Raw genomic sequence first — 25253 nt, 5'->3', positions numbered from 1 at the left:
CTTTTCTTTACTCTCCAACACAACAACTGCTGGACCGAGTCAGCACGGAACGCCCTCCTGTGCTCACTCGGTTCACGCAAGCCCGCGCCAACACATCAGAACCTCACCCCCAACCGCACTACTTCAACTCCTTACTAGACTGATTACTAGACTGAGTCACCATGGCGGCAGAGAGCTTCAGCGTCCAACCCCTCGAGGCAACCACTCCCCTCATCCTGGCCATCGATATCGGATCCACCGGCAGCCGTGGCTGTATCTACGACGCAACCGGACGCCCCGTCGATAAACACCGCATTAAAGTCCGCCACGCCTTCACCACCGCCCCCGACGGCCACTGCACCCTGGACCCCAGACACACTCTTCACGAAGTCATCGACATCATCGACACCCTCACGAGCAGTGACATCGCACCTCACATCGCTGGTGTCGCTATGGACACTTTTGCCCCCACTCTCATCGGCATCGACACCGATAACTACGCCATCACCCCTTGTCTGACGTACGCCGACTCACGTGCCAGCAGCCAAGCTGCTGCCCTGCGCCGTCATCTTGACCCTCACGAAATCACTCAACGCACCGGAGCCCACCTACACACCGCTCACTGGGCAGCGACTATTCGTTGGTGGCATGACAATGACCCGCAAGCCGCTCACCGCGTCCACCGCTGGGTCACCCTCGGCGAATACATCTGGCTCCACCTGCTTGGAGTCACCAACATCGCGACCTCCACGGCTGCGTGGACTGGTCTGCTCAACCGTTACACCTGCCAGTGGGACGCTCCTCTTCTCGAGGCCGCAGGAATCGTCGAGGAACACCTGTCTCCCATTGCAGACCCTGACCAACCCAGCTTCCCTAGCACCTCTTATGTGCCTAACCGGTGGCCAGCGCTGGCGCAGGTTCCCTGGTACCCAGTTATCCCTGATGGTTTTGCCGCCAATCTTGGGGCTGATGCCACAAGCACTGCCACTCCCCTAGCTTCATTCGCTACTTCCGGAGCAATACGTGTCATCACCGGCAACACTCCTACAGTTCTTCCTCCTGGACTGTGGTGTTACCGCGTTGATCAACAACGCAGCATCCTTGGTGGTGCACTCAATGATGTAGGCCGCATGAACACGTGGCTAGAAAATGTTCTGCGGTTACCCGATCCAAGAACCTGTCACGACATCCTCATGGCCGAGCCCGCGTCCATGACTCCCCTGGTATTGCCTTTCCTGACGGGTGAACGCTCTACTGGGTGGGCAGGCCATGCTCGGGGCGCGCTGCGCGATGTGAGTTACAGCGACACTCCTGCCGCTCTTTACCGTGGCTGTTTTGAAGGGGTTGCTCTTACGTATGCGCGTTTGGCGCGGCAGCTTTTTGAGGTGGTTGGTGCACCTGATCGGCTCCGCGCTGCAGGGCGCGTCTCTACTAGTGTTCCGGCTCTGCTACAGCTCGTTGCTGATGCAACTGGGGTGCCGGTTGAGCCTGTGGCCATTAAACGCTCCACTATGCACGGGACTGCTTTGTATGGCTTGGCGTCGTTAGCGCCTGAGGTTCCTCGTTGTGAGGTTTTTGTTGACGCTGAGGCTAGGCCGTTTGCGCACCGCGAGCAGTACTACGCAGACCGGATGCGGCGTTTTGAAGATCTTTACGATGCCGCCATCGTGCGGAACATTGGAGGAGCGAATTTGTGATCCTTGTTGACTGGCCTCAGTGGCCTGCACACGGATTTTTGTGGGCGCATCTCATTTCCGATACGTCTGTCGATGAGCTTCATGCTTTTGCTCGCGCCAATGCGCTCTCTCCGCGTGCTTTTGATCTGGATCACTACGATGTCGCTGCTGAGAGCATCGAGGGGTTGATCGCTGCGGGAGCCAGGCGGGTTTCTTCTAAAGAGCTGCTGCGCGCTCTGGTTGACTCTGGTTTGCGGGTGCCAGCGCATCGTCGGGATGTTGAGAGGTTCCGATATCGGCAGCGGGATCTGTGTCAGCGGTGGGCTGTGCTTGGTGATGTGGTTCCTGTGCTTTCACGCTCGTTGGATTGGCGTGCTCGCTGGTCTTCTCTTGGTGAGCAGGTCTTGCAGTGGTGGTCAGAACCTCACCGGCATTATCACGACCTTGATCATTTGCATGATGTGCTGCAGTGTTTGCAACTGCTTGGTGATCTGGGTGTTGTGATCTCGGACGCGTGTGTGGCTGCGGCGTGGTTTCACGATGTGGTGTATGAGGCGTCTCCGGGTGAGGATGAGCGTGCTTCGGCGGCGGTGGCGGATGATTCTTTGCGGCGCTTGTCTGTGAAGTCGTCTTTTGTGGATGAGGTACGGCGGTTGATCTTGTTGACGGCTGAGAGCACTGCTGTAGCTGTTGATGATCCTGGGGCTGCGTTGCTGGACGCGGATTTGGCTGTTTTGGCTGGTTCGCCAGTGAGGTATCAGAAGTATGTGCAGGGGGTGCGTCGTGAGTACGGCGTGATTCCTGATGAGGTGTTTTGTTCGGGCAGGGCTGCGTTGTTGGAACGGTTCCTGGAGCAGGAGTGGATTTATCGCACGGACGCAGGGCGGCAGCGGTGGGAGCGCTGGGCGCGGGTGAACGTGGCTCGTGAGGTCGCGGAACTGTCTGTGCAGTGAGGTGTCAGCGGCGTCGCGTGGGTGGGGTGTCGGGGTTAGGGGCGGTGCCTGCGCAGATGGCCAGGAAACGTTGGGCGACGCGATCGAGTGAGTATTCCTGCATGCGGTGGCGGGCTGCTTGGGTGAGGTCGGGGGCTTCACCGGCGAGGATTGCGCGGGCTTTGTGTTCGAATTCTTCGAGGTTGCGTGCCTTGTGGACGATTTCGTTTTCGGGTAGCCAGGAGTCATAGACGGGGATGTCGCGAACGAGGGTGGGGGTTCCGGAGGCGAGTGCTTCGAGAACGACGATGCCTTCGGTCTCTTCGTGGCTGGCGAAGCAGAAGAGGTTGGCTGCTGCGTAGGCGTCGCGGACTTCGGCTGCGGGTACGTAGCCAGGTAGGTGCACGTTGGGGGGTGCGGTGTCGATGGCTCGTTTGACGGCTTTGGACATGGTGGCGCGGGGGGTGTGGCCGAACCAGTAGAACTGGGCTTGTGGGATGCGTCGGGCAAGGTTGATCCAGTCAGTGAATCCTTTGCGGACCATGAGGTGTCCGACGGCTACGACGAGAGGTGTGTGGGGGGCGATGTTGTGACGTTCTCGGAATTGTTTTCCTGCTGTTGGTTTTCCGTGGAAGAAGTCGATGTCGACGCCGTTGGTGAGGGGGTAGATGGGAGCGTCGAGTTGATAGCGGGTGAGGAGTTTTTTGGCGTAGGGGGTGGGGGTGATGATGGCGTCTCCGCCAGCGTAGACATGTCCGAGCCAGCGCCCGAAGAGCGGTGCAATGTGGTTTGCTCCAGCCCAGGAGTTTTCAAAGTCTTGTTGGGTGGAGTGGGCGAATTGGATGACGCGGATGCCTTGTTTACGTGCCCAGCGACCGACGATGACTGAGTCAGGGAAGACGGTGTTGAGGACGAGTACGTCGGGGTGTTCGTTGAGGCGGACGAGACGGATGCCAGGGTGGTGGAGCATGTGGCGTTGGTGGCGCATTGCTGCGCCGAGTCCGCTTTGGGTGACGAGGCGTCCGGTGCCGTTGTAGTGGTGGACGCGTAGTTGGTGGCGGGGGTGTGTGTCGGTCATCGGTGCTTCCTACGGGGCGGGTGGGCTAGGCGCCGATGCCGGGGAAGATGAGGTTGATGAGTGCGAGCACTCCGAAACTGTAGGCGAGGATGGACCACGGTTTGAGCAGGATGATGATGAGGGAGAAGGTACGTAGTCTCATCGTGGTCAGGCCTGAGAGATAGCAGAGGAAATCGTCAGGGGCCACGGGCATGGCGATAGCTATGGCGAAGTAGCGGGTGTAGTGGGGGTGGGTGAGCCAGCCGAGGTATTTGTCGAGTGTTTTGGGGCTGAAGCGTGCGCGTAAGACATCCATGCCCAGTTGTCGTCCGATGAGGAAGGCGCCGATGGAGCCGATGACGGTTCCGAGGTAGGCATAGATGCTTCCTTTGACGGCTCCGAAAAGTACAGGGGCGGCTATGACGGTGATCCCCCCGGGAAGGATGGGGAAGATGGCTTGGGCGATACACAGGCCGATATAGCCCAGGGGAGCCAGGATGCCGAGGCGGTCGAGGAAGTCTCGTAGGGCTGGGACGGAGTGGAAGATTCCGGTGAGGAATCCGTAAATGACAAATGCGGCGCAGGCCAGCAGGCTGATTGCGGTGATCCAGCGGGATATGCGCAGGAATGTGGCTGCCTGGGGGCTAGTGGCCTGGCGGCGTTGGAAGTGTGCGAGGCGTTTTTCGCGGTGTGTTTGGTGGTGGTGTTCGGGTGAGGGGGGTGTGCTGTTGTTCATGCGACGCGACCGATTCGGGGTGAGATGCGGCGGCGGTCGATGACCTCTTCGTAGGCTTTGATGATTTTGTGGACGAAGGCGGTTTCGGAGTGGTTGAGAGCGGTAGCGCGGGCTTCTTGACCGAGTTGGGTGCGCAGCTTTGGGTTGGTGAGTAGTTCGGTCATGCGGTCGGTGAATTCTTCGGGGCTGTGGTATTGGTAACCGTTTACTCCTTGGGTGACGAGGTCATCCAGGACGGGGTCAGCTGCGCAGAGGATGGGTAGTTCGCTGGCAAGGGCTTCGAGGTAGGTGAGTCCTTGTGTTTCGCTGCGGGAGGAGGAGACGAATATGTCGCCGATGCGGTAGAAGGCACAGACGTATTCGGGGTCGACGGCGCCGGTGAAAATGACTTTGTCGTTGAGTCCCATGCGGTGGGCTTGCTGGTGGAGGTTGCTTGCGTAGGGCCCGTCACCGACGACGACGAATCTCCATGGGATTTCCTCGGGGAGAGTTTTGAGGAGGTTGAAGGTTTCGACGAGGCCTTTTTCTTGGGCGAGCCGTCCGACGTAGAGGATGACGGTTTCGTTTTCGTTGATGCCTAGGCGTTTGTGTAGTTCGGGGCGGGTGGTATGGGCGTCGGTGGGGGTGGGGGTGTTTATGGGGACGGTTCGGTGCAGGTGGTTGGGCACTGATGGTCCGGCGTCGGTGGGGGTGGTGCGGGGATGATCTGTGGTACCTAGTTCGGTGTGGCCCAGGCTAGAGGTGAATCTAGTGAGATTAATGCCGGTAGGTATGACGGCTACTGGGGTGGTGACGCCGTAGCCATCGAGGAGACCTTTGACTTTGCGGGTGGGGGAGATGACAAGGTCGGTAGCTCCCATCATGTGGCGGGAGCCGATGGCGACTGCCCCTTTGCCTACTTTTTCGCTGGGGCTGAAGTAGTGGGTGTAGTCCTCGTAGACGGTGTGATAGGTGTGCACGTGGGGTGCATTGGTGTGTCTGGTGAGGCGTCGTGCCCAGAGGTAGGCGGTGAATTCGGTGTGTGAGTGGAGGATATCTGGGCCCCATTCGCAGATGCTGGTGAGCACTTTGCGGTCGGTGGGGCGGGCGAGCCGGGCGCCGGGGTAGATGGCCCCGATGCCGATGGAGGCGAGTCGGTAGACGTCTCCATCGAAGGAGGAGGTGCGTGCGTCACCGGGGGTGATGACGCGGACGTCGTGTCCTTGGGCGATGAGGCCGCTTTGGAGGGTGCGCACGGAGGTGACAACTCCGTTGACCATGGGCGAGTAGCTGTCGCTGAGTAGCAGGATTTTCACAGCTGTGCTCCCTGTTCTCCTGTGCGGTTGGTGTGGCGGGGTGTACTGGTGGTCTTGTTGTGGGGGTCACATGGGGTCGACCTGCCTGTGGGGCGGGTCGTTCGAGTGTTTCGCGGACTGCTGGAGGTCCGGCTGTCTCGGGTTGCGGCCATCAGGGTCAGAATGTCATGTCGAGGTGGCGAGATGCTGAAATTGGTGGGGTGTGCCGGGCTCTGGGTCGTTGTTGGTAGCTGGTATTGCGCTGTGGGCTGGGGTGGTGGTCATGTTCTTTCGTTGTTATTGATGTCGTTGTGAAGTTGGCCTCAGGAGAGGATGACGGGTTTGGTGACTTTTTTGGGGGTTGTGGGGGAGATTTCGTTTTTTGGGTGGCTGTTTTTGTGGTGATTACGCGCTTGGCGAAGGATGACCACGGCTGCGTGTTGTGAATGAGGTTGGGTGGATTTGGTCGAGTTGGTTTGACGCATGTGGCTTTTACTATGGGGTGTTTTGAGGCTGGCGCGCCAGGCAAGCGTTTCGAGCTGCTCAATGCGAGAACGCGTTTTATGGTGTGAGTATGTCGAAGATCGGTATACGGCGTTCTCCGAGTTTGGTGATGGGTCACGCAGTGAAGGTTGCTGCGGTGACGAGCTTGGCAATTCAGGCGGGGACGGTCGCGGGCCTCATTGCTTTTGATGCATATAAGAAGCGAGGGCGGCGTAAACGCGTCCAGTTCACTCGGCCGGGAACTTTCGAAAACCGTGTGGGTGAAAATGGTGTTCAGATCTTCACATATGGCGCTGATCTATATGAAGAGATGATTTCCGATATTGAGAAAGCAAAACATTCTATTTTGCTTGAAACTTACCTATGGAAGAGCGATGAGGTAGGTACTCGCTTCCGTGATGCATTAAATGACGCGGCTCGGCGAGGAGTTGAGGTCAAAGTAATTTTTGACGGAATGGGAAACCTAGTAGTTAACCCATTTTTTTACAAGTTTGATCCCTCTGTGCAGGTATTTCGCCTTCCGATTTTTCGACCTCAGTTTATTTTTAACCCAATTGATTTCTCAGGATTAACGCATCGGAAAATGCTTATTGTTGATCATGAGTGCGCCTACGTGGGGGGCTACAACTTAGGATCCCTGTATGCAACCCAGTGGCGAGACACCCACGTGAAGCTAACGGGACCGGAAACATGGGAGCTACAGCATTCTTTCCGCGTAGTGTGGAATAGGCTGGCAGCACGAGGGCGGGGCCGCGATGTGATGCCCCGAATCGACTCAAATGAGGCTTGGGATTCAAAAATTCGTTCGGTTGATAATATTCCTGCTCGACGAACCTACCCAATTCGGTCAATGTATTTGTCAGCTATAGATAAGGCCGATGATCACATTTTCTTGACCACTGCTTATTTTATCCCAGACCAGCAAGTTCTGGATGCACTTATTCAGGCCAGTCAACGTGGAGTCGACGTACGTATTTTGATTCCTAAGGATTCGAATCACATTTTGGCTGACTTTGTGTCGCGGGGATATTGGCGAAGGCTACTTGATGCAGGGGTGACAGTACTGCTGTACGAGGACGCCATGATTCACGCGAAGACGATGACGGTGGATGGAAAGTGGTCCACGATCGGCACTGCAAATATTGACCGGCTGTCTTTGTCCTTCAACTATGAAGTCAATACAGAGATCACTGATGCTGGGGTAGCCGCATCTATGGAGAAAATTTTCCACGCAGATGCAGGCAACGCTCACGCACTGACCCGGGAAGAGTGGCAGCAGCGTCACCGGTTAGCAAGGTTCGCGGAGATCGTGGTAGCTCCATTTGCCCCACTTATGTGACTCCTCCCTCCCTGGGGGATCTAGTGGTTGGCAAGAATGTCGTCATAGCGTCCGCTGTTGCATTGAATGTGCTTACGCATGAATGAGCATTCCGGTACTACCCGGTAGGTTTGGCCAGTTTTGACATCTTCCAGGGCCCCTTCAACAAGGGCGGTCCCTATGCCTTTTCCTTCGAATTCAGGCAAGACGATCACATGGGTGAAAGTGATGATGTTGTTGTCGGTTATGTAGGTGGCGATTCCAGCCAAAGTGCCGTCGTGGCGAGCTTCGTAGCGTGTTTCGTTGGGGTTATTGGTGACGCTGATCTCAGACATGAGGTAAGGACTCCCTGCAGAAGCTATCGGATTAGAAACCGTGAGCGGTAAGCCACTCTTTGGCCACATCGCTAGCGTTGCGTTTATCGATGACTACTTTGGCGACTTCTTTGGTGAGATCTTCAGTGCTCAAGGCAGCGCTGACTTTATTGAGCCCTTGGGTTGCTTTCTCGTTTTTTGCGATGTCGGCGCTTACGAGTGGGGTGATTTGTTGTGATCCGAAGAGGTTTTTGGGGTCTTTGAGCACGACGAAGTTGTTAGCGGTGATCTGGGGGTCGGTGGTGAACAGGTTAGCTGCGTCTACTTGACCGTTTTTGAGAGCGGTGACGGTCAGCGCTCCGGCGGAGTCCAGGGGTTTGAATTCTTTGAAATTGAGGCCATATTGCTTGGTTAGGCCTTGTAGGCCATCGGGTCGTTGAGCCCATTCCGGGGGGCCGCCGAGGATCATGTCACCGGCTAGGGGGGCGAGGTCTTCGATGGATGTGAGGTGATGGATATTGGCGGTTTCTTTAGTAACGACGACGGCGTCTTTATTTTCAGCTTGTGAAGGTTCCAGGGCTGCCAAACCCTCTGGTAGGGCTTTTTTAAGGGAGTCGATAGCTTCTTTGGGTGTAGATATTTCGGCGTCTTTGTTGAGGTATTTAGCAAGGTTGCCGGTGTACTCGGGAATTACGCTGACGGAGCCGTCTTTGAGTGCGCCCATGTAGACCTCGCGGCCACCGATGTTGAGTCGGGTAGTGACGTTAAGGCCGGCTTTGCTGAGGGCTCCTGCATAAATCTCTGCGAGGAGTTGGTTTTCGGGGAAGTTGGCTGATCCGACAACGATCTGGCCAGTTCCAGAGGTGTTGTTGTCAGTGGAGGCGAGGGGGTCGTTGCTAGCTCCGCAGGCGCTGAGGGCAAAGGCTGCAACAACAGATAGGGCACATATTCGGGTGCTGCGGTGCATGGTTACTCCTGAAGTGGTCGGGGCGAGGTGGGGATGAAATTTAGGTTTTTTGACGGTTTTGGGTGCGGATGCCTGGGGAGACGACAAGCCGTTCTACGGCGATGAGAGAGAGGTCGATTGCAAGGGCTAAACCGGCTACGAGGATGGCCCCGCTGCTCATCATGGCGAAGTCGCGGAAGGCTTGTCCGTCGATGAGGAATCGCCCGAGTCCGCCTACGCTGACGGTTGCTGCGATTGTGGCTGTGGCGATGACTTGCAGCGCGGCTGATCGTAGTCCGCTGAACAGGAGGGGAAGGGCGTTGGGCAGTTCGACGCGCCAAAGAATATGCATGGGGGTCATCCCCATGCCGCGTGCTGCGTCGCGGGTGGCGGGGTCCAGTGAGCTGATGCCGGTGTAGGTTCCAGTGAGGATGGGTGGGATGGCTAAAAGGACGAGTACAGCGATGCTGGGGCCGAGGAAGGCCAGGTTGCTGTTCAGGTGTGGGCTGATGAGCAGGACGGTAACGAAGAGCAGCCCGAGGGTGGGGACTGATCTCATGCCGTTGGCGAGTTGTACGCCCCAGATGCGGCCCTTTCCGGTGTGGCCGATGTAGAGGCCGAAAGGTATAGCGATGAGAGAGGCGATCAACAGACTGATTGCGCAGTATTGAAGGTGTTCTATCAGGCGGTTGGGGATGCCGGTGGTGCCTGTCCAGTTCATGGGGTCTGTGAGCCATGTCCAGATTTTGGTGATCATGTTGGGTCTTTTCTGGTCCAGGGGGTGGCCAGGGAGCTGAGGATAACGATGGTCAGGTCGAACAAAAGTGCCAGGAGTATGCAGGCGATGGTGCCGGCGATGATGGGGGCTGGGTAGGTGCGAGCGAATCCATCGGTGAAGAGGGTGCCGAGTTGGTTGACCCCGATGATGGCGGCAACGGAGACGATGGAGACGTTGCTGACGGCAGCCACGCGTAAGCCAGCGCTGATGATGGGGGTGGCCAGGGGCAGCTCGATGGTGAAGAAGCGGCGCAGGGGCCCAATTCCCATGGCGGTGGCTGCTTGGGTGATGGTGTCGTCGATGGCGTTGAGGGCGTCGGCGATGGTGCGTACGAGGAGAGCCAGGGTGTAGAGGGTCATGGCCACGATGACGTTGATGGGGTCGAGAATTTTTGTGCCCAGGATGAGTGGCATGAGGATAAACATGGCCAGGGAGGGGATGGTGTAGAGCAGCGAGCTAGTGAGGATGATGGGCTGGTAGGCGTGGCGGTATTGGTGGGCGATTCGCCCTAGGGGGATGGCTAGGAGCAGGCCTATGAGTAGCGGGGCTGCTGCTAGGAAGGCATGGTGGGTAGTGAGATTGAGAACGTGGGTCCAGTTGTCGTAGAGCCAGTTCATGGGCGTTCCTGGCTGGTGGAGTGGCTTCTCGTGTTTTCGATGGCATCCAGTAGTTGGTTGGCGTGAATAGTGCCAGCGAATGTGCCATCGGGGTGGGTGAGTACGCCGCGTCCGCTGGGTGAGGATAGGGCAGCGTCGAGGGTTCGGCGTAGGGAGGAGTTGGTGGTGGCTAGGGTGCCGCCGCGGTGGAGGTGGTGGCTGGCCAGTGGCTGGTTGAGGGTGGTTGTCTCAACCCAGCCGAGTGGTTTGTTGTTGTTATCGAGGGCGAGGATCCAGTGTTGGCCGGCTGCGGCGGTGGTGATGTGGGTGGGGGTGTCCCCGAGGCGGACGGTTGTTTCGTGGGTGAGGGGCAGGTTTGGGGTTGCGGTGAAGGCTAGGCAGCGGTATCCGCGGTCACTTCCGATGAAGTCGGCAACGAAGTCGTCGGCGGGGTTGGTGAGTAGTTCGGTAGGTGTGCCGATTTGAGCGAGGGTTCCCCCGACGCGCAGGACTGCGATGTGGTCGCCAAGGCGGATTGCTTCGTCGATGTCGTGGGTGACGAGGACGATGGTGGTGCCGAGTTCGTGTTGGAGTCGGCGTAGGTCGTCTTGGAGTTGGGTGCGTACGACGGGGTCCACGGCACTGAAGGGTTCATCCATGAGGATGAGTGGTGGGTCTGCGGCTAAGGCGCGGGCGACGCCGACGCGTTGTTGTTGTCCGCCGGAGAGTTGGCGTGGGTAGCGGTGGGCGTGTTCGGGGTTGAGGCCGACGAGGTTGAGGAGCTCGCGGGCGCGGTCGCGGGCTTTTTTCTTGGGGGTTCCTAGCAGGAGGGGGACGGTGGCGATGTTGTCTAGGACGGTGCGGTGGGGGAACAGTCCCCCGGCTTGGATGACGTAGCCGATACCGCGGCGCAGCTGGTCGGGATTCATCTCTGCGGTGTCGCGGCCGTTGATGGTGATGGTTCCGCTGGTGGGTTCGACCATGCGGTTGATCATTCGCAGGGTGGTGGTTTTGCCGCATCCAGAGGGGCCGACCAGGACGGTGACTTTTCCGGTGGGCGCTTCTAGTGAGAGCCCGTTGACGGCTGTTGTTCCGCGGGGATAGGTCTTGACGACGTTATCCAGGTGAATCATGCGGGTCTTCCCATGCTTTCGGAAGAGAGCCGGTGTGCTCTCTGCTGTGCTGGGACCTTATCGGAGTAGTGGCTGAGGACTCCGTTGGGCAGGCGCAGGTGGGCGTCGTGTCGTGGTGAGTTTTTGATGTGTATTGGGGTAGTGACGGGCAGTGTTTGGTTGGTGTTTTCGCAGGATGGGTTACTTGCAGGGTGTTACTCGTCGCGTAAGTGAGGGTTTGTGCGTCCAAAAAGGAAGGGATTTTTCATCTCTGCCGAGAAAGCGTTCAGCTTATTTTTGGTCTGCTGGGAGAGAACATTTCTATCGGATTCTTAGGGCCAGCACAGTAAATTTCAGGCGCGTTTTTGTCTATGTCCCGATAGTTACCTGTTCTTTGAAAACACCGATCTTCTGAATGGCTGTCGTACCTTCGCTGTGACTTTTTTCAAACACAAAACCCCCGATTAGACTTGGTCTGATCGGGGGTTTTGAAGATGATCTGTGGTGCGCGAGGGGGGAGTTGAACCCCCACGCCCTTTCGGGCACACGGACCTGAACCGTGCGCGTCTGCCTATTCCGCCACTCGCGCGCTGCGGTTTATCCTGGCACGTCACAACAGATTCGACAAATTCAGAGTTCGCCTCATCCGAACAGCCCATCACAGTCCCCACAAGACACCCACAAAACTGCAGGTCAACAACATCAAGTCCTCATACACCAGATACAACAGGCATACTCACACCGATAACAACGCAATTAAAGACATCACGTTCCCAAGTAGTCCACGCCATTCCGGATAATCTGGAAGGAACCGCCACCCCGGATCAACCACGTGATCCGGCACCAGCGAGAGGAGGCACGGTGGGACTCTTCGACCGCATAGAGGCCAAACTGGCCTCAACAATCAACGGAGCATTCGCACGCGCTTTTAAAGCTGAAGTGCAACCCGTCGAGATCGGCGCAGCCATGCGTAAGGCCATGGACGACAAAGCCGCCATCGTTTCCTCCGACCGGGCCATCGTCCCCAATAACTTCGTCGTAGAGCTATCCATCAGCGACTACGACCGCCTCACTGCCTACGAAGACCTGCTCACCGAGGAACTCATCGCCAGCGCTGAAGAACACATCCACACCCAGCGTTACCACCCTGCAGGGCCCATCCGTGTATCTTTCATCGACCTTGATGACCTCGAAACTGGCGTCTTCCGTGTCCGCTCCACCAGCGGATATGACAGCCCTCCCCCGGCGGAACGTCGCCGCGGCCGCGGACCCGGTGAAGTCATCGAAACTCATTACCCCCACGATGACCCCCGCAGCCGTGTCTCCCCCAACCCAGTCTTTCCTCCCGATGCCGTCGCTGACCCAGACAGTCCATACGACATCGCAACTAACGCAGCACACGCGGCCAACAGCGCTGCCAAAGGCACCGCCGAAGTCAACCGCATGTACCAAAGACGCAACGACTCATACCTCGCCCCCCACGAACGTGAGGCACAACGCCAAGATGACCTCTCTTACTGGGGGCCAGACGAGGACGACGCACGCACCGCCCGTAACCCCATTATCGAGGAAGGCCCAGCACCATTTCCTCCCGACATCCTTCCCGATCCATCCAGCCGCCCTTGGATCGACGTCGATGGCGATGCTTACCCGCTTCTAGGCCCCATCACCATCATCGGCCGTGACACCAACGCCCAGATCTCGCTCGAAGACAGCAGCATCAGCCGCCGCCACTGCGAGATCCGCGTCACTCACGACGGCCCCCACCTCATCATCGGGCTACGTGACCTGGGGTCCACTAATGGCACCTTCCTCAACGGAGAACGCGTCCCCAGTGCAAGACTGTCTGATGGCGACCGCATCACCATTGGCCGCATCAGTTTCGTCCTACACACGCGGAGGAGGTGAGTCCACTGGGTGAATTCACACTGACCGTCGTCCGCCTCGGCCTACTCATCGGCCTATGGCTCTTTATCTTCGCCATCGTTGGTGTACTACGCACCGACCTTTACGGCACTCGCATCGTCCACCGCACACGTAACGGCGACTCCATCATCCGCCCAGCCGCAAGCACCCCTAGCCGCGGCCGAGGCAGACGCCGAGCATTCACGCACCTAGCCGTCATCGATGGACCACTACGCGGCGTCACCGTGCCTCTCAAAGAATCAGGAGTGCTCCTGGGTCGTAACCCCGAAGCCACCCTGGTCCTCGACGACGACTACGCCTCAGGCCGCCACGCTCGCATCTACTACGATGGATCCGACTGGTATGTGGAAGATCTCAACTCCACCAACGGCACCTTGGTCGACGGCGCCGCCATCGACCAACCCCAGAAAATTGGAGAACACAACCAGCTCCGCATCGGCACCACCGTTCTCGAACTGAGGCGCTGACGCATGGGTATCGCGTGGAATTACGCGGCACGCACCGACGTCGGCCTCGTCCGCAGCCGCAACGAAGACTCCGGCTACGCAGGCCCCCACCTCATCGCCATCGCCGACGGCATGGGCGGTCATGCCGGCGGCAACGTCGCCAGCTCGCTAGTCATCTCCAGAATCGCCCGTCTCGACGGAGACAGCCACGGTTGCGATGACGCCCTCGAACTCCTGGCCCGTACCGTCGCAGAAGCCAACAACGACATCAACACCGCTGTTGAGGAACACCACGAACTCAACGGCATGGGAACCACCTTCACCGGTCTTATGCGCTGCGGCGCAGACAACCTTGTTCTCGTCCACATCGGTGACAGCCGCGCCTTCATGGTCCGCGACGAGCAATTCACCCAAATCACCATCGACCACTCCTTCGTACAATCACTCGTCGATGCAGGACGCATCAGCCCCGAAGATGCAGAGAATCACCCCCAACGTTCCCTTGTCACCCGTGTACTTACCGGCGCGCCTGAAGATGAACCCGACCTATCAGTACGCCGCGCCCGCCCTGGTGACCGGTACGTCATCTGCTCAGACGGCCTGTCCGACTACGTCAGCCGCAGCACTATCGAAGAAGTCATCACCGCCGGTATGCCGCCGGTTGACACCCTCAAAAAACTTATTGACCTCGCGCTCAAAGCAGGTGCTCCTGACAACGTCACCGTCGTCATCGCCGATGTCACCGACGAAAAACCAGACTCACCCCATCACCCCATCGTCGTAGGCGCTGCCGCCGAAAACGGCGAACGCCCCGACCCCACAGCTGCCCTCTCCCCCGCCCAAAAAGCAGCTGCATTCCAGGCCCAAACTACGGGCAAACGTACCGAATCTGACACTGGCGAAGAGATCGATGACGGCTCCTCCGCTACTGACCGGCGGACCCGCCGCAGCGGTATCCTCATCACCCTGCTCACCCTCGCCACCGTCACCCTCGGACTCGTCGGTGCCTACGCCTGGACCCAACAGCAGCGATACCTCGGCATCGCTGGCGACATCGTCGGGGTGTACCGCGGAATCCCCCAAAGTATCGGCGCGATTCCCCTATCCCACGTCGAACGCGACGTCAGCGACATCAAAATCGAGAACTTGCCCGACTACTACCGCAGCAGGCTCGCCGCAGCTATCCCCGCAGCTGACGACGCCGACATCGAGAACCAAATCCAAGTTCTCCGCGTGCAACAAGCACAGTGTCTGACCCGCATGGCTGCAGGAGCCCCCTGTGGAGTCGATGCAACCCCCGCACCTCCAACTTCACAGCCAAGCCCCACCAGCACTACCTCATCACCTTCAGGGTCCGCTGCACCAACCGTGATTCCCGCATCACCGCCCACAGCCGAACCTCCGCTGCGTACTCCACGCACCGCACAGCCAGTCCCCCACACCAGCCGACACAATAAACCGCCCGCAAAGGAGGTACGACCATGAGCACCATCTCTTCATTCCGGCCACGAACACGCCGTAACCTCGAACTTCTGCTCATTCTCGCCTCCGTAGGGCTGGTCCTTCTGGCCTACCTCAACGTCGGCCTGTCCACTGTCGGCAAAGTCCCCGTGGACCTCTTCACCCAAGGCGGTTGGCTCCTAGCTTTCAGCTTAGGCTTCCACGGTGTTCTTCGCTGGCGTGCCTCCTACGCCGACCCCCTCATCCTTCCCATCGTCACGCTCCTGAACGGGCTGGGAATCGTCATGATTCACCGCCTCGACGTTGCTCACCACCGTGACGCCGCCACCGCTGGCGCACCCCGCCAAATCATGTGGACCGGTGTCGCAATGGCTATCGCCATCGCGATCGTCCTCATCCTCAAAGATCACCGCGTTCTGCGCCGATACACCTTCAGCATGATGGCTTTGGGCATCATCTTCCTGCTCCTGCCGCTGACGCCCTTCCTCGGGCAAAACATCAACGGTGCCCGCATCTGGATTCACATCGGACCTGCATCTTTCCAACCCGGCGAAATCGCCAAAATCGTTCTCACAATTTTCTTCGCCGCCTACCTAGTCCAAACCCGCGACGCGCTTTCCCTCACCGGACGAAAATTCCTCGGCATCACTTTTCCCCACGCTCGTGTTTTCGGCCCCATCCTTATGGCATGGATGGCCAGCCTCTTAGTGCTGGTCGGCCAACGCGACTTGGGCTCATCACTGCTGTTCTTCGGGCTGTTCGTGGCAATGCTCTACATCGCCACTGAACGAACCAGCTGGATTGTCATCGGGTTGACGATGTTCAGCGCTGGAGCAATCGTTGCTTACACTCTCTTCACGCACGTACAACAACGCGTTTTGTTCTGGCTTGACCCCTGGTCCAAGGAAGCCCTCAGCCAATCTGACCAGCTCGTACGCGGTCTCATGGGGATGGGTGCAGGTGGCCTGCTTGGCACTGGATTCGGTCGCGGACGCCCGGATCTGACCTACTTCGCCGAATCCGACTTCATCATTCCCAGCTTCGCCGAAGAACTCGGCCTCATCGGTATCTTCGGCATCCTCACCCTCTACATCCTTCTCGTGGAACGAGGGCTACGCACCGCTCTAGGAACTCGAGACGGATTCGGAAAACTTCTCTCTGCAGGACTCGCCTTCTCCATGACCATGCAGATCTTCGTCGTCGTTGGAGGCGTCACCCGTGTCATCCCCCTTACCGGTCTAACCTCACCCTTCTTATCGCAAGGAGGATCGTCCCTCTTGGCGAACTGGGCCATCGTTGCCCTGCTGCTGCGTATCAGCGACCACGCACGCCGTCCCATCCCTGAACCTCGCCCCACACCCGAAACAAGCACCCCCACGACCACTACGGAGGTGCAAGCATGAACAACCCCATCCGTCGCGTCGCGATCCTCGCCGCAACAATGTTCGCGGCCTTACTGATCTCCACCACGATCATTCAGTTTTTCCAAGCACAAGAACTGCGAGACAAACCGAATAACACCCGCACTCTTCTGGCCTCTTACGCCACCGCGCGCGGATCAATCCTCGTTGGCGGCAACGAAATCGCCTCGTCCCGACCCGTGGATGACCAATACCGATACCAACGCGTCTACCCCAAAGGTGACCTATACGCACACGTCACTGGCTACTACTCGCTCGTCTACGGAGCAGGAGCTGGCCTGGAGAAAGCAGCTCACGATCTCCTCAGCGGCCAAGCAAGCTCACTCATCTACCGACGCCTCGGCGATCTCATCACTGGCCAAAACCCCAGCGGAGCAACCCTGGAACTGACCATCAACCCAGCTGCACAGAAGGCAGCCGAAGCAGCACTCGGTGAACGTCGCGGAGCCGCAGTCGCACTCGACCCCAAAACTGGCGCCGTCTTAGCCATGGTCAGCCACCCCACATTCGACCCCAACTCCTTGGCAGGCCACGATCGCAGCAAAGTGACCAGTGCCTGGGAACGGTTCTCCAAAGCTAAGAGCAACCCCACCATCAACCGAGCTATCGGCGGTAACCTCTATCCACCCGGATCCACTTTCAAACTCATCACAGCCGCCGCAGCTCTCGAATCACAAAAATACGGAACCCAAACCCAACTACCCGGACCTGAACGACTCCCCCTGCCAGGCAGCAGCACAAGCCTTCCCAACGCGGGAGGTGGCGCATGCGACAACGGCACAGTCACTCTCGCACGCGCTGTACAAATGTCCTGCAACACAGCTTTCGGCTACCTCGGACAGCAACTCGGCGGTGACGCCATCCGCAGCCAGGCAGCAAAATTCGGGTTCGGTGAACAACTCAAAATTCCCATGTCAGTTACCCCAAGCACCATCCCTAAGAACAGCGACACAGCACAGAACATCCAAATTGCTATCGGCCAGTTCGATGTCCGCGCGACTCCCATGCAAATAGCTATGGTCGCTGCAGGCATCGCTAACGGCGGCGAACTGATGAAGCCATACCTCATCAGCAAAACAATGGGCGCAGACCTTGATGTCATCGAGGAAACACGTCCACAAAAACTCAGCACAGCAGTCAGCAAAGAAACAGCTAAAAAACTCACCCAAATGATGGAAGGCGTCGTGGAAGGCGGAACTGGCACCAAGGCACAGATTTCCGGCGTCAAAGTCGCTGGAAAATCTGGTACCGCCGAACACGGAGAAGGGCGCCCACCACACGCATGGTTCACGGCGTTCGCGCCGGCAAACGACCCACAGGTCGCCGTCGCCGTCGTGGTCGAAGACGGCGGAGTAGCAGGAAGCGAAGGGGGCGGCGGCAAGGTTTCGGCACCGATCGCCAAAAAAATCATGGAGGCAGTGATCAACCGATGAGGTACGAGACCGGTCTAGAATTCGGCAACCGCTACACACTCGGCGATCGCATCGCAGTAGGCGGCATGGGTGAAGTGTGGCGTGCCCGTGACAAAGTGCTCGAACGTGACGTCGCCATCAAACTTCTCAGCCCCACCCTTGCTGGCCAACCCGGGTTCGCTCAACGGTTCCGCGAAGAGGCTCGCAACTCCGCAGCTCTTGGCCACCCCAATATTGCCAATGTCTACGACTATGGCGAAGACTCTGGTGCTCACTGGCTTGTGATGGAGCTGGTGGAGGGAAATAATCTCGCGCATATCCTCAAAGATGAAGTACGCATCGACCCAGATCGCACCTCTTCAATCCTTGCTCAGGCTGCGCTTGGTCTTCAGGCAGCCCACGATGCAGGCGTGATTCACCGCGATGTCAAGACCGCGAACATCATCATCCGCAACGATGGCGTCGCCAAGATCACCGACTTCGGTATTTCTCGTGCTATCGATGCGGTTCCGATTACTCGCACCGGCGAAGTTATGGGAACCGCTCAGTACATCTCCCCTGAGCAGGCCACCGGTAAACCAGTAGGCCCTGCCAGCGATATCTACTCGCTGGGTGTGGTTGCCTACGAGATGGTTGCTGGGCACCGTCCTTTCGAAGAAACCAGTCCAGTTGCTACAGCAATGGCGCATGTCCAGGATCCTGTCCCACCACTACCTGGATGGGTTCCTGAGGACCTCTCGACGGTGATCATGTCGTGTCTGAACAAGGCACCTGAGGATCGTCCTGCTTCGGCCGGCGATCTGGCCCGTATGTTGACTGGCGGCCCCTCTGCAGCTGGATTGCTCGCAACACAACGCATTACGCAACCTGGCTCTGGACAGCGCATCACCACTCGCCCCCAGACACACCCCGTCCCTACCTATTACGAAGACGACATCGAGGAATCACCTCGTAACAAAACATGGCTATGGTTCCTCATCGCCATCGCAGTCATTGGGTTGCTTATCTTCGGAGGTATGGCTTCTGGCCTGCTCGGAGGTGGCTCGAAAACACCTGATTCACCCGAAACGATCTCTCCCACGTCCACAGCTCCAACCACATCAAGCCCGAGCTCCACAACGGCAGACAGTAGCGGCGAATCCAGCACCATTGATGCACGTGACTACATCGGTCTAACTGCTGATGAGGCGAGCGCGAAACTGCGTGAACGTGGGTTCGTTCCGAAGATCAACCACATTGATGCACCACAGTCTGCTGAAACTGTTGTATCCATTGATCCCACCGGATCTGTTTCTAAGGGCTCTGAAGTCAAACTCAACGTTTCGCGAGGTAAGGGCAGCGGCAGCAGTAAGCCTGGCAGCACAGCTACCGTCACGGTGACGCAAGCTCCAAGCCACACTCGTACGCAGAACCCGGCTCCTAGTGACAAGCAACCCCCGTCAGACCAGGAGCCGGACTCTTCAGACAAAAGCCCTGACAACAGTGGGAAGCAGAACCCTGCTCCTCCCGGTGGTGGAGCCAACGGCTTCCCGCACATGCACTCGGCACAGCAGGATCAATCGGCACAGCAGGATGCAACGCCTTTGGATGAAGGAATGGCCCAAGACAAGTGACCGACGAGACCCGCAAACTCGCCAATCGCTATGAGGTCCGTGGCCTCGTAGGCCGAGGCGGCATGGCCGATGTCCACGCCGGATTCGACACACGGCTTGGGCGCGAGGTCGCAATCAAAATTCTTCGCTCCGAACTTGCTCGCGACCCCGCGTTTCTTCACCGTTTCCGCCGTGAAGCGCAAGCGGCTGCGAGTTTGAACCACCCGTCGATCGTGGCTGTGTTCGATTCAGGCGAAGATGAGCACACTGATACGCACGGTCAAACTCTTGTTCAGCCGTTCATTGTCATGGAGTACGTTCACGGAATCACTTTGCGTGAACGTCTGGCTGAGGCAGGCTGCCTTTCGCTCAAGGAAGCCTGTGACACACTGACTCAGGTACTCGCTGCGCTCGGGTATAGCCATAGTCACGGCATCGTTCACCGCGATATCAAGCCTGGCAACGTGATGGTTACTCCCACTGGCGTCGCCAAGGTCATGGACTTTGGTATTGCTAGGGCTATTGCGGACTCTGCAGCAACAATGACGAACACTTCCGTAGTCATTGGCACTGCTCAGTACCTCTCGCCCGAGCAAGCCCAAGGCCGTGAAATCGATGCGCGTTCAGACATCTACTCGGCGGGTTGTTTGCTCTATGAACTCGTAACTGGGCGCACCCCGTTTATTGGTGAGTCGCCGGTGTCTATCGCCTATCAGCACGTAGGTGAGCCACCTCAGTCTCCTTCTGTTTTCAATGAAGAGATCCCCGCAGCGCTGGATCATGTGATTCTTCACGCGTTGGAGAAGAGCCCCGCAGATCGCTATCAGAGCGCTGAAGAGTTTGATGATGACATCAAGGCTTTTCTCAAGGGCGATTCGCCTCGGGCACATGGATCAGATTCAGCGACTGCGGTATTCGGCGCGGCCAAAAATGGCGAAGCAACTGATGTTCATCAGGTGGTAACGGCTAAGCCACAAGAACCTGCTCGCCGCAAGCGACGCTGGTTAATCCCTCTGGTAGCTACTTTCGTAGTTGTTTCTGCTTTCTTAGGGGTCCTTGCTTCTCAAGGTTTGTTGACGTTTGCGGAGAAAACTGTCGCTGTGCCCAATCTGGTGCAAAAGACAGATGCCCAGGCACAACAGGCTCTTTCTGAACTTGGGCTAGCTGCGGGGAAAGAGACGACAAGTAATCCTGCCAAGGCCGGGACTGTACTTTCTCAAAATCCGGCGGCAGGCAATCATGTTCAGGTTGGGAGCACCGTGTCGTATGTGGTCTCTTCAGGACCAGCGACTTTACAGGTGCCAGACTTACGTAATTTTGAGCAGGCTGCTGCACGTCAGACGCTGGAAGATCGTGGTCTTGCAATTCAGGCTGTCGAACCTATCGATAGCAAGGATGTTTCGGCGGGTAACGTTGTCTCTACTGACCCGCCAGCAGGAACATCGGTGAAAGAGGGCACCAAGGTCACACTGAATGTCTCCACTGGCCGGGTAACTGTGCCGAATCTAGTTGGTTTGAGCAGAGAAGACGCGATCCGCAAGTTGAAGGAAGCTGGGCTTGGCCGAGTGTTCACTCCCGTGCGGGGTAATGGCAAGCCAGGAACGGTGTTGTCGCAGAGTTACCAAAAGGGCGAGAAGGTCCCGGTTGGTACTGTGATCGAACTCAACATTGTTTCGGAGCCGCCTCCTGCGCCTACTGCTACTGCAACTGTCACGGTTCCGCCTTCTCCTTCTCCTTCTCCCCCGGCGAGTGGCCCGATTGGAGAGGGAGATGACCCTGGTGAAGAGCCGGATCCTAACCACTCGATAAATTCGGGTAAGCCTTGATAACAGAGGCTTTAGTTGCTTCCAGGGTTTGACAGTCGTGGAGCGGCGTTGTGGTCGTACACCTCTAGCTTCATCTGGGGTGAGCGGTCAGAACGCCGCTTCTTTGATGAGGGGGCTCATTGTTGCGCTAGCTTCAATAACGCCGGAGAGACCGGTGGTTGCGAGCCAGTTGGCTAGTAGCCGGTGGCCTTGAGCAGTCATGACGCTTTCGGGGTGGAACTGCACGCTAGATAGAGGAAGGGTTGCGTGCCTGAGTCCCATGATAATGCCGTTATCGGTGCGGGCATCGACGATGAGTTCAGGTGGCAGGGTCTTTTCGTCAACGGCAAGTGAGTGGTATCTGGTGGCGCGGAAGGGATTACTGATACCTGCGAATACCCCTGTATTGTCGTGAAATACGTCGCTTACTTTGCCATGGATGAGTTCTGGTGCACGTGTCACTGATGCTCCGTAAGCTACAGCGAGTGCTTGCAGGCCGAGGCAGACCCCAAACATGGGTACGTGTTTTTGGGCACATGCGTGGATAACGTCGATGGATTTGCCTGAGTTTTCTGGGGTTCCTGGGCCTGGTGAGATAAGCACGCCGTCGTATTGGCCTACTGTCTGTGGGATAACGATGTCGTTGCGGATGACGTGACACTCGGTTCCTAGTTGTTCCAGATACCCCACAATTGTGTAGACAAAGCTGTCGAAGTTATCGACTACTAGTACTTTGCTTCCGGCATCTGTTGTCACGTGTGTTGCCTTTCTTTTCCGATCTGTTTTCGGGTCGTTGGTGACCGCGTGTAGATCGTCCACAACCGTAATCCAGGTGTGGCGTCTAGAGGATGGCCACGTTGGTCGGGCTGCTTTGTGTGTAGGCCGTAATGTTGGTCTCTGGAGCCATCAAAAGTGTTCTTTGAGAGCACTTACACTTCGATCAGCGCAGGAGATTTCGCAGTGTCTGACCTATCCCGCAATGAGCCCGCGGACGTGGCAGGCTCGCCGTCCGGCTACGCATCAGCTATGGACGACTACGACAACCTTTCTCCGAAGGAGCAGAAAGCCCTGCGCAAAGCCCAGAAGAAAGAGGAGCGAGCACAGCAGAAGATCGCTCGTAAATCGATGGGTGGCAATCGTCCTTGGTTTGTCCCGACGATGCTTGGCTTGATGCTTATTGGTCTTGTGTGGGTTGTTGTTTTCTACTTGAGTAGTTACAAGTATCCAATTGAGTCGTTGCAGAACTGGAATTTAGGTATTGGCTTCGCGTTCATCATGGCTGGTTTTTTGATGACGACTCAGTGGAAGTAAGACCGGTTCTCACTTCGACTTCATTGGATGGTGGGTGCTACTGCGGTGGCCCCACCATCGTCGTATGTGAACGCTGGGCCATCTCGGGATGGCTGTAAACCGTTTTTGTGGAGTTTCGCATCGTTCTCCACAGGCTTGTGCACAGCTGGGGATGAATTACATGGATGTAAGAGAACCTAGCCTCGTCGAGCGTGAAGCATGGTTGACCTGCACTTTCAGCATTAATTGGTCTTACTCAACGTTCTCGTAGTGTTTCTTTCCACCGATGTGGATATCCCTCCGGATGTGCTGCTGTGGAAATCAGCTGCTGCACTCACACGGTCACCAACTAAGGTGAGTGATGCTTCCGACTACCTCGTACTTGTGCCAGGCAAGGGCTATGAGTACTGCTGCGATGGCAGCAAGTCCCAGCCAGCGCAATGTGCGGATGCAGATTTTGCGTTGGAGAGCGCAGAGGGCACCGATCATGAAGCCGGTGAACAAACCACCGAGTTGGCTTTGCCAGACGATTCCTTCAATGAAGAGGGGCAAAGTTGCGTTGATGAAAAGAGCTGCAAGTATGCCTCGTATGTCGGCGCCAACTGTTGGTGCGAGGACAAAGAGCATCGCGAAGAGACCGAAAATGGCTCCGGAAGCACCGACTGTTGCCTGCATCCAGGTTCCGTTGGGGTCGGTAATAGAGGTGGAAAACCAGATAGATCCGACTGATCCACCGATAGCGCACACGCAGTAGGAAGCCAGGAAAAACTTTGTGTTTATTGCTGGTTCAAGTGTGCGTCCCAGTACCCAAAGACAGAGCATATTGAACAGCAAGTGCCAGATTTGGGGTGCGTGGAGGAAAGATGCGGTCAGGAAACGCCATGGTTCTAGTGCCCCGAGGGAAGGCATAAAGGCACCATTTTGGAACAGAAGATGGTCGAGGCTGGGGATGAGTTGGGCGAACCAGACTAGGACGCAGAGCGCGATGAGGGTGTATGTGACCGGTGTGGTGAGGTATTGGCGCGCGGTGAGGGCTGCGTAGTGGCTACGGTTGGTGGGGGGTGAGGGGGCCTTCTGGTCCACCGTTGTCTCTGCTTTCGGCGTATCGCTTTGTGGGTGGGGCGCGTTGTGGTGGATAAGCGTGCGGGGCACCTGCAGCGTGTGCTGCGGATGCCCCGCACGTTATCGAGCCTAGGTGGCCATGGATTGTGCTTTCACGTGGTGTGTCAGCGTGTCGTTGTCACTCGGTGATGGTGACGGACTGAATAGTGATGTCTTCGGTGGGGCGGTCCTGCGCACCGGTCTGAGTGGCGGCGATGGCATCGACAACGTCGCGGCTTTCCTGGTCGGCAACTTCGCCGAAGATGGTGTGCTTGCCCTGCAGCCAGGTGGTGGGGGCAACGGTGATGAAGAACTGAGAGCCGTTGGTGCCGCGCCCCATGCGTTTGCCTGCGTTAGCCATGGCAAGGATGTAAGGCTTGGAGAAGTCCAGGTCAGGGTGGATCTCGTCATCAAACATGTAGCCGGGGCCACCTGTGCCGATACCCAAGGGGCATCCGCCTTGGATCATGAAGCCGGGGATGACGCGGTGGAAAATCACACCGTCGTAGAACGGTTCCGGGGACGTTTTGCCGCCGTCTGCCTGGTATTCCTTGGTGCCGTTGGCAAGGCCGACGAAGTTTTCTACGGTCTTGGGCGCGTGGTCGGGGAACAGGGTCAGGTTGATGTCGCCCTTGTTCGTGTGAAGTGTGACGTTCATGGGGTCCATCCTTCCATGCCCTCGGGAGCGGGTCGACAAGAGTTGGTGGGATACATTTCGCCCATGGCTGCACCCTTAAGGGTGTAAATAGTGCGTTTTTGTGCAGCTGGCGGTCAGTTGCAACTTTTAGGGTTGAGCGAAATGCAGTTATTAGGACTGTCTTTTGAGTGCTTTACGTGCAGGATGGTAAATACACAAATCCGCAACTGACGCACAGGAGGCCAGTGGTGGCGAAGAAAAAGAAGACGTACAAGATTCCGTCGCTCAAGGTGACCGTGCCCACGTTGGCTGGTCTGTGGGAAGCGGCCGAGCCGAAGCTGAGCGACGCGGCCGATACGGCTAGGGAGACCGCGACCTCCGTGGCGCAGCGCGCTGAGGAGAGTTTCGAGAAGGCTCGCGTGGCTGCGCGTGACACTGCGGATTCTGTTGCAAGTCAAGCCGAGGGGCGAGCTGGTGACTTGCGTTCAAAATGGAGCGAGATCGTAACGCAGCTTGAAGAGGCCAGTGATGTTGACCCTCAGGTGTGGCGCGAACGTGCCGTTGGTGCTCGTGCGGTGATGCGTGGCGATGCGGTAGCAACTCCAGTGAAAAAGAAGTGTGCTGGTTTTGGTGGAGTGCTGGGTGTTGTTGTTGTGCTTGCGGCTGCGGGGGCGGCGTACTACGTGTTGAAGCAGCGTCAGGCTGAGTATGAAGACCCATGGGCACGTCCGTTGACTGACCCTTATGCTGCGCCCACTAGTGGTCGAGCTTCGAGCGTTTCGGATGGTGCTGCATCGGGGCCGAAGCCTGGACAGATCTCCACGTTGGGTGAAGCACCGACGGGTGATGGCGTGGCTCCAACGAATCCTGAGCAGGTGCATGACGCTTCGGCTGAGGCGCCGGAGAACCCGAAAAACAGTTAATTTTGCTGATATGCGTG

The 25253-nt window shown here is 57.5% G+C and carries 24 protein-coding genes and 1 tRNA gene; 12 read left to right on the top strand and 13 right to left on the bottom strand.

The window, feature by feature from the left end; translation table 11 throughout:
- Nucleotides 1–161: 161 nt before the first annotated feature.
- Entirely contained in the window at nucleotides 162–1676 is a 1515-nt protein-coding gene (locus tag AC2T9U_RS00185; protein ID WP_493696218.1) for a gluconokinase, read from the top strand.
- Nucleotides 1673–2608, top strand: coding sequence for a DUF4031 domain-containing protein (locus tag AC2T9U_RS00180; RefSeq protein WP_493696217.1), 936 nt, complete (start codon nucleotides 1673–1675; stop codon nucleotides 2606–2608). The genes AC2T9U_RS00185 and AC2T9U_RS00180 overlap by 4 nt, the downstream gene beginning before the upstream one ends.
- A 4-nt stretch (nucleotides 2609–2612) precedes the next feature.
- On the opposite strand, the gene AC2T9U_RS00175 is transcribed toward AC2T9U_RS00180, so the two are convergent.
- The 4 genes from AC2T9U_RS00175 to AC2T9U_RS00160 all read right to left on the bottom strand — a co-directional run bounded on the left by AC2T9U_RS00175 (nucleotide 2613) and on the right by AC2T9U_RS00160 (nucleotide 6139).
- Complete coding sequence (locus AC2T9U_RS00175; RefSeq protein ID WP_493696216.1) at nucleotides 2613–3665, bottom strand: glycosyltransferase; 1053 nt, start codon at nucleotides 3663–3665, stop codon at nucleotides 2613–2615.
- A 25-nt stretch (nucleotides 3666–3690) separates the two neighbouring features.
- A complete protein-coding gene (locus AC2T9U_RS00170) occupies nucleotides 3691–4380 on the bottom strand; it encodes a TVP38/TMEM64 family protein (RefSeq protein ID WP_084441040.1) in 690 nt (229 codons plus the stop codon).
- A complete protein-coding gene (locus AC2T9U_RS00165) occupies nucleotides 4377–5675 on the bottom strand; it encodes a glycosyltransferase (RefSeq protein WP_115031948.1) in 1299 nt (432 codons plus the stop codon). The genes AC2T9U_RS00170 and AC2T9U_RS00165 overlap by 4 nt, the downstream gene beginning before the upstream one ends.
- Nucleotides 5676–5977: 302 nt before the next feature.
- Nucleotides 5978–6139, bottom strand: a complete 162-nt coding sequence (locus tag AC2T9U_RS00160; protein ID WP_181816120.1) for a hypothetical protein — start codon at nucleotides 6137–6139, stop codon at nucleotides 5978–5980.
- Nucleotides 6140–6228: 89 nt separating this feature from the next.
- On the opposite strand from AC2T9U_RS00160, the gene AC2T9U_RS00155 reads away from it, so the two are divergent.
- Nucleotides 6229–7497 carry a phospholipase D-like domain-containing protein gene (locus tag AC2T9U_RS00155; protein WP_493696215.1) on the top strand — a complete coding sequence of 423 codons (1269 nt, stop codon included), beginning with the start codon at nucleotides 6229–6231 and terminating at the stop codon, nucleotides 7495–7497.
- Between the two features lie 20 nt (nucleotides 7498–7517).
- On the opposite strand, the gene AC2T9U_RS00150 is transcribed toward AC2T9U_RS00155, so the two are convergent.
- The 6 genes from AC2T9U_RS00150 to AC2T9U_RS00125 form a co-directional block, all read right to left on the bottom strand.
- A complete protein-coding gene (locus AC2T9U_RS00150; RefSeq protein ID WP_493696214.1) occupies nucleotides 7518–7811 on the bottom strand; it encodes a GNAT family N-acetyltransferase in 294 nt (97 codons plus the stop codon).
- 31 nt (nucleotides 7812–7842) lie between these two features.
- Complete coding sequence (locus tag AC2T9U_RS00145) at nucleotides 7843–8757, bottom strand: ABC transporter substrate-binding protein (RefSeq protein ID WP_115031954.1); 915 nt, start codon at nucleotides 8755–8757, stop codon at nucleotides 7843–7845.
- A 40-nt stretch (nucleotides 8758–8797) separates the two neighbouring features.
- On the bottom strand, nucleotides 8798–9493 hold the full coding sequence (locus tag AC2T9U_RS00140) for an ABC transporter permease (RefSeq protein WP_115031956.1): 696 nt from the start codon (nucleotides 9491–9493) through the stop codon (nucleotides 8798–8800).
- On the bottom strand, nucleotides 9490–10131 hold the full coding sequence (locus AC2T9U_RS00135; protein ID WP_493696213.1) for an ABC transporter permease: 642 nt from the start codon (nucleotides 10129–10131) through the stop codon (nucleotides 9490–9492). Before AC2T9U_RS00135 ends, AC2T9U_RS00140 begins: the two co-directional genes overlap by 4 nt.
- A complete protein-coding gene (locus tag AC2T9U_RS00130) occupies nucleotides 10128–11243 on the bottom strand; it encodes an ABC transporter ATP-binding protein (protein ID WP_493696212.1) in 1116 nt (371 codons plus the stop codon). Before AC2T9U_RS00130 ends, AC2T9U_RS00135 begins: the two co-directional genes overlap by 4 nt.
- A gap of 481 nt (nucleotides 11244–11724) precedes the next feature.
- Nucleotides 11725–11811 (bottom strand) — tRNA-Leu (locus AC2T9U_RS00125).
- Nucleotides 11812–12083: 272 nt separating this feature from the next.
- Here AC2T9U_RS00125 and AC2T9U_RS00120 point away from each other — a divergent pair.
- From AC2T9U_RS00120 to pknB, 7 genes are read left to right on the top strand one after another with little or no spacing between them, the layout of a single operon-like run.
- Complete coding sequence (locus AC2T9U_RS00120) at nucleotides 12084–13130, top strand: FHA domain-containing protein (protein WP_493696211.1); 1047 nt, start codon at nucleotides 12084–12086, stop codon at nucleotides 13128–13130.
- Nucleotides 13127–13615, top strand: a complete 489-nt coding sequence (locus tag AC2T9U_RS00115; RefSeq protein ID WP_306747161.1) for an FHA domain-containing protein FhaB/FipA — start codon at nucleotides 13127–13129, stop codon at nucleotides 13613–13615. Before AC2T9U_RS00120 ends, AC2T9U_RS00115 begins: the two co-directional genes overlap by 4 nt.
- A 3-nt stretch (nucleotides 13616–13618) precedes the next feature.
- Nucleotides 13619–15079 (top strand): PP2C family protein-serine/threonine phosphatase, encoded by a 1461-nt coding sequence (locus AC2T9U_RS00110; protein ID WP_493696210.1) that lies wholly within the window; start codon nucleotides 13619–13621, stop codon nucleotides 15077–15079.
- Complete coding sequence (locus tag AC2T9U_RS00105) at nucleotides 15076–16458, top strand: FtsW/RodA/SpoVE family cell cycle protein (protein ID WP_493696209.1); 1383 nt, start codon at nucleotides 15076–15078, stop codon at nucleotides 16456–16458. Before AC2T9U_RS00110 ends, AC2T9U_RS00105 begins: the two co-directional genes overlap by 4 nt.
- Nucleotides 16455–17909: a peptidoglycan D,D-transpeptidase FtsI family protein gene (locus AC2T9U_RS00100; RefSeq protein WP_208301907.1), complete on the top strand. Its 1455-nt coding sequence runs from the start codon at nucleotides 16455–16457 to the stop codon at nucleotides 17907–17909. The genes AC2T9U_RS00105 and AC2T9U_RS00100 overlap by 4 nt, the downstream gene beginning before the upstream one ends.
- Complete coding sequence (locus tag AC2T9U_RS00095) at nucleotides 17906–19501, top strand: protein kinase domain-containing protein (protein WP_208304161.1); 1596 nt, start codon at nucleotides 17906–17908, stop codon at nucleotides 19499–19501. Before AC2T9U_RS00100 ends, AC2T9U_RS00095 begins: the two co-directional genes overlap by 4 nt.
- Nucleotides 19498–21306 (top strand): Stk1 family PASTA domain-containing Ser/Thr kinase, encoded by a 1809-nt coding sequence (pknB, locus tag AC2T9U_RS00090; protein WP_493696208.1) that lies wholly within the window; start codon nucleotides 19498–19500, stop codon nucleotides 21304–21306. Before AC2T9U_RS00095 ends, pknB begins: the two co-directional genes overlap by 4 nt.
- A gap of 87 nt (nucleotides 21307–21393) precedes the next feature.
- Here pknB and AC2T9U_RS00085 read toward each other — a convergent pair whose 3' ends face one another.
- The gene (locus AC2T9U_RS00085; protein ID WP_493696207.1) at nucleotides 21394–22041 is read right to left on the bottom strand and encodes an anthranilate synthase component II; all 648 of its coding nucleotides are present in this window, start codon (nucleotides 22039–22041) and stop codon (nucleotides 21394–21396) included.
- A gap of 270 nt (nucleotides 22042–22311) precedes the next feature.
- Here AC2T9U_RS00085 and AC2T9U_RS00080 point away from each other — a divergent pair, with 270 nt between their 5' ends.
- Nucleotides 22312–22596, top strand: coding sequence for a cell division protein CrgA (locus AC2T9U_RS00080; RefSeq protein ID WP_084441127.1), 285 nt, complete (start codon nucleotides 22312–22314; stop codon nucleotides 22594–22596).
- Nucleotides 22597–22917: 321 nt separating this feature from the next.
- Here AC2T9U_RS00080 and AC2T9U_RS00075 read toward each other — a convergent pair whose 3' ends face one another.
- A complete protein-coding gene (locus tag AC2T9U_RS00075; protein WP_493696206.1) occupies nucleotides 22918–23658 on the bottom strand; it encodes a rhomboid family intramembrane serine protease in 741 nt (246 codons plus the stop codon).
- A gap of 157 nt (nucleotides 23659–23815) precedes the next feature.
- Nucleotides 23816–24334, bottom strand: a complete 519-nt coding sequence (locus AC2T9U_RS00070) for a peptidylprolyl isomerase (RefSeq protein WP_028327220.1) — start codon at nucleotides 24332–24334, stop codon at nucleotides 23816–23818.
- Between the two features lie 227 nt (nucleotides 24335–24561).
- Between AC2T9U_RS00070 and AC2T9U_RS00065 the strand changes: the two genes are divergently transcribed.
- Complete coding sequence (locus tag AC2T9U_RS00065; RefSeq protein ID WP_208304165.1) at nucleotides 24562–25236, top strand: hypothetical protein; 675 nt, start codon at nucleotides 24562–24564, stop codon at nucleotides 25234–25236.
- Nucleotides 25237–25253 lie beyond the last annotated feature (17 nt).

It is taken from the genome of Dermatophilus sp. B7861-1, assembly GCF_058996045.1.
The sequence above is the reverse complement of the archived record's forward strand: the minus strand, read 5'-3'. Positions and strand labels throughout refer to the sequence as shown.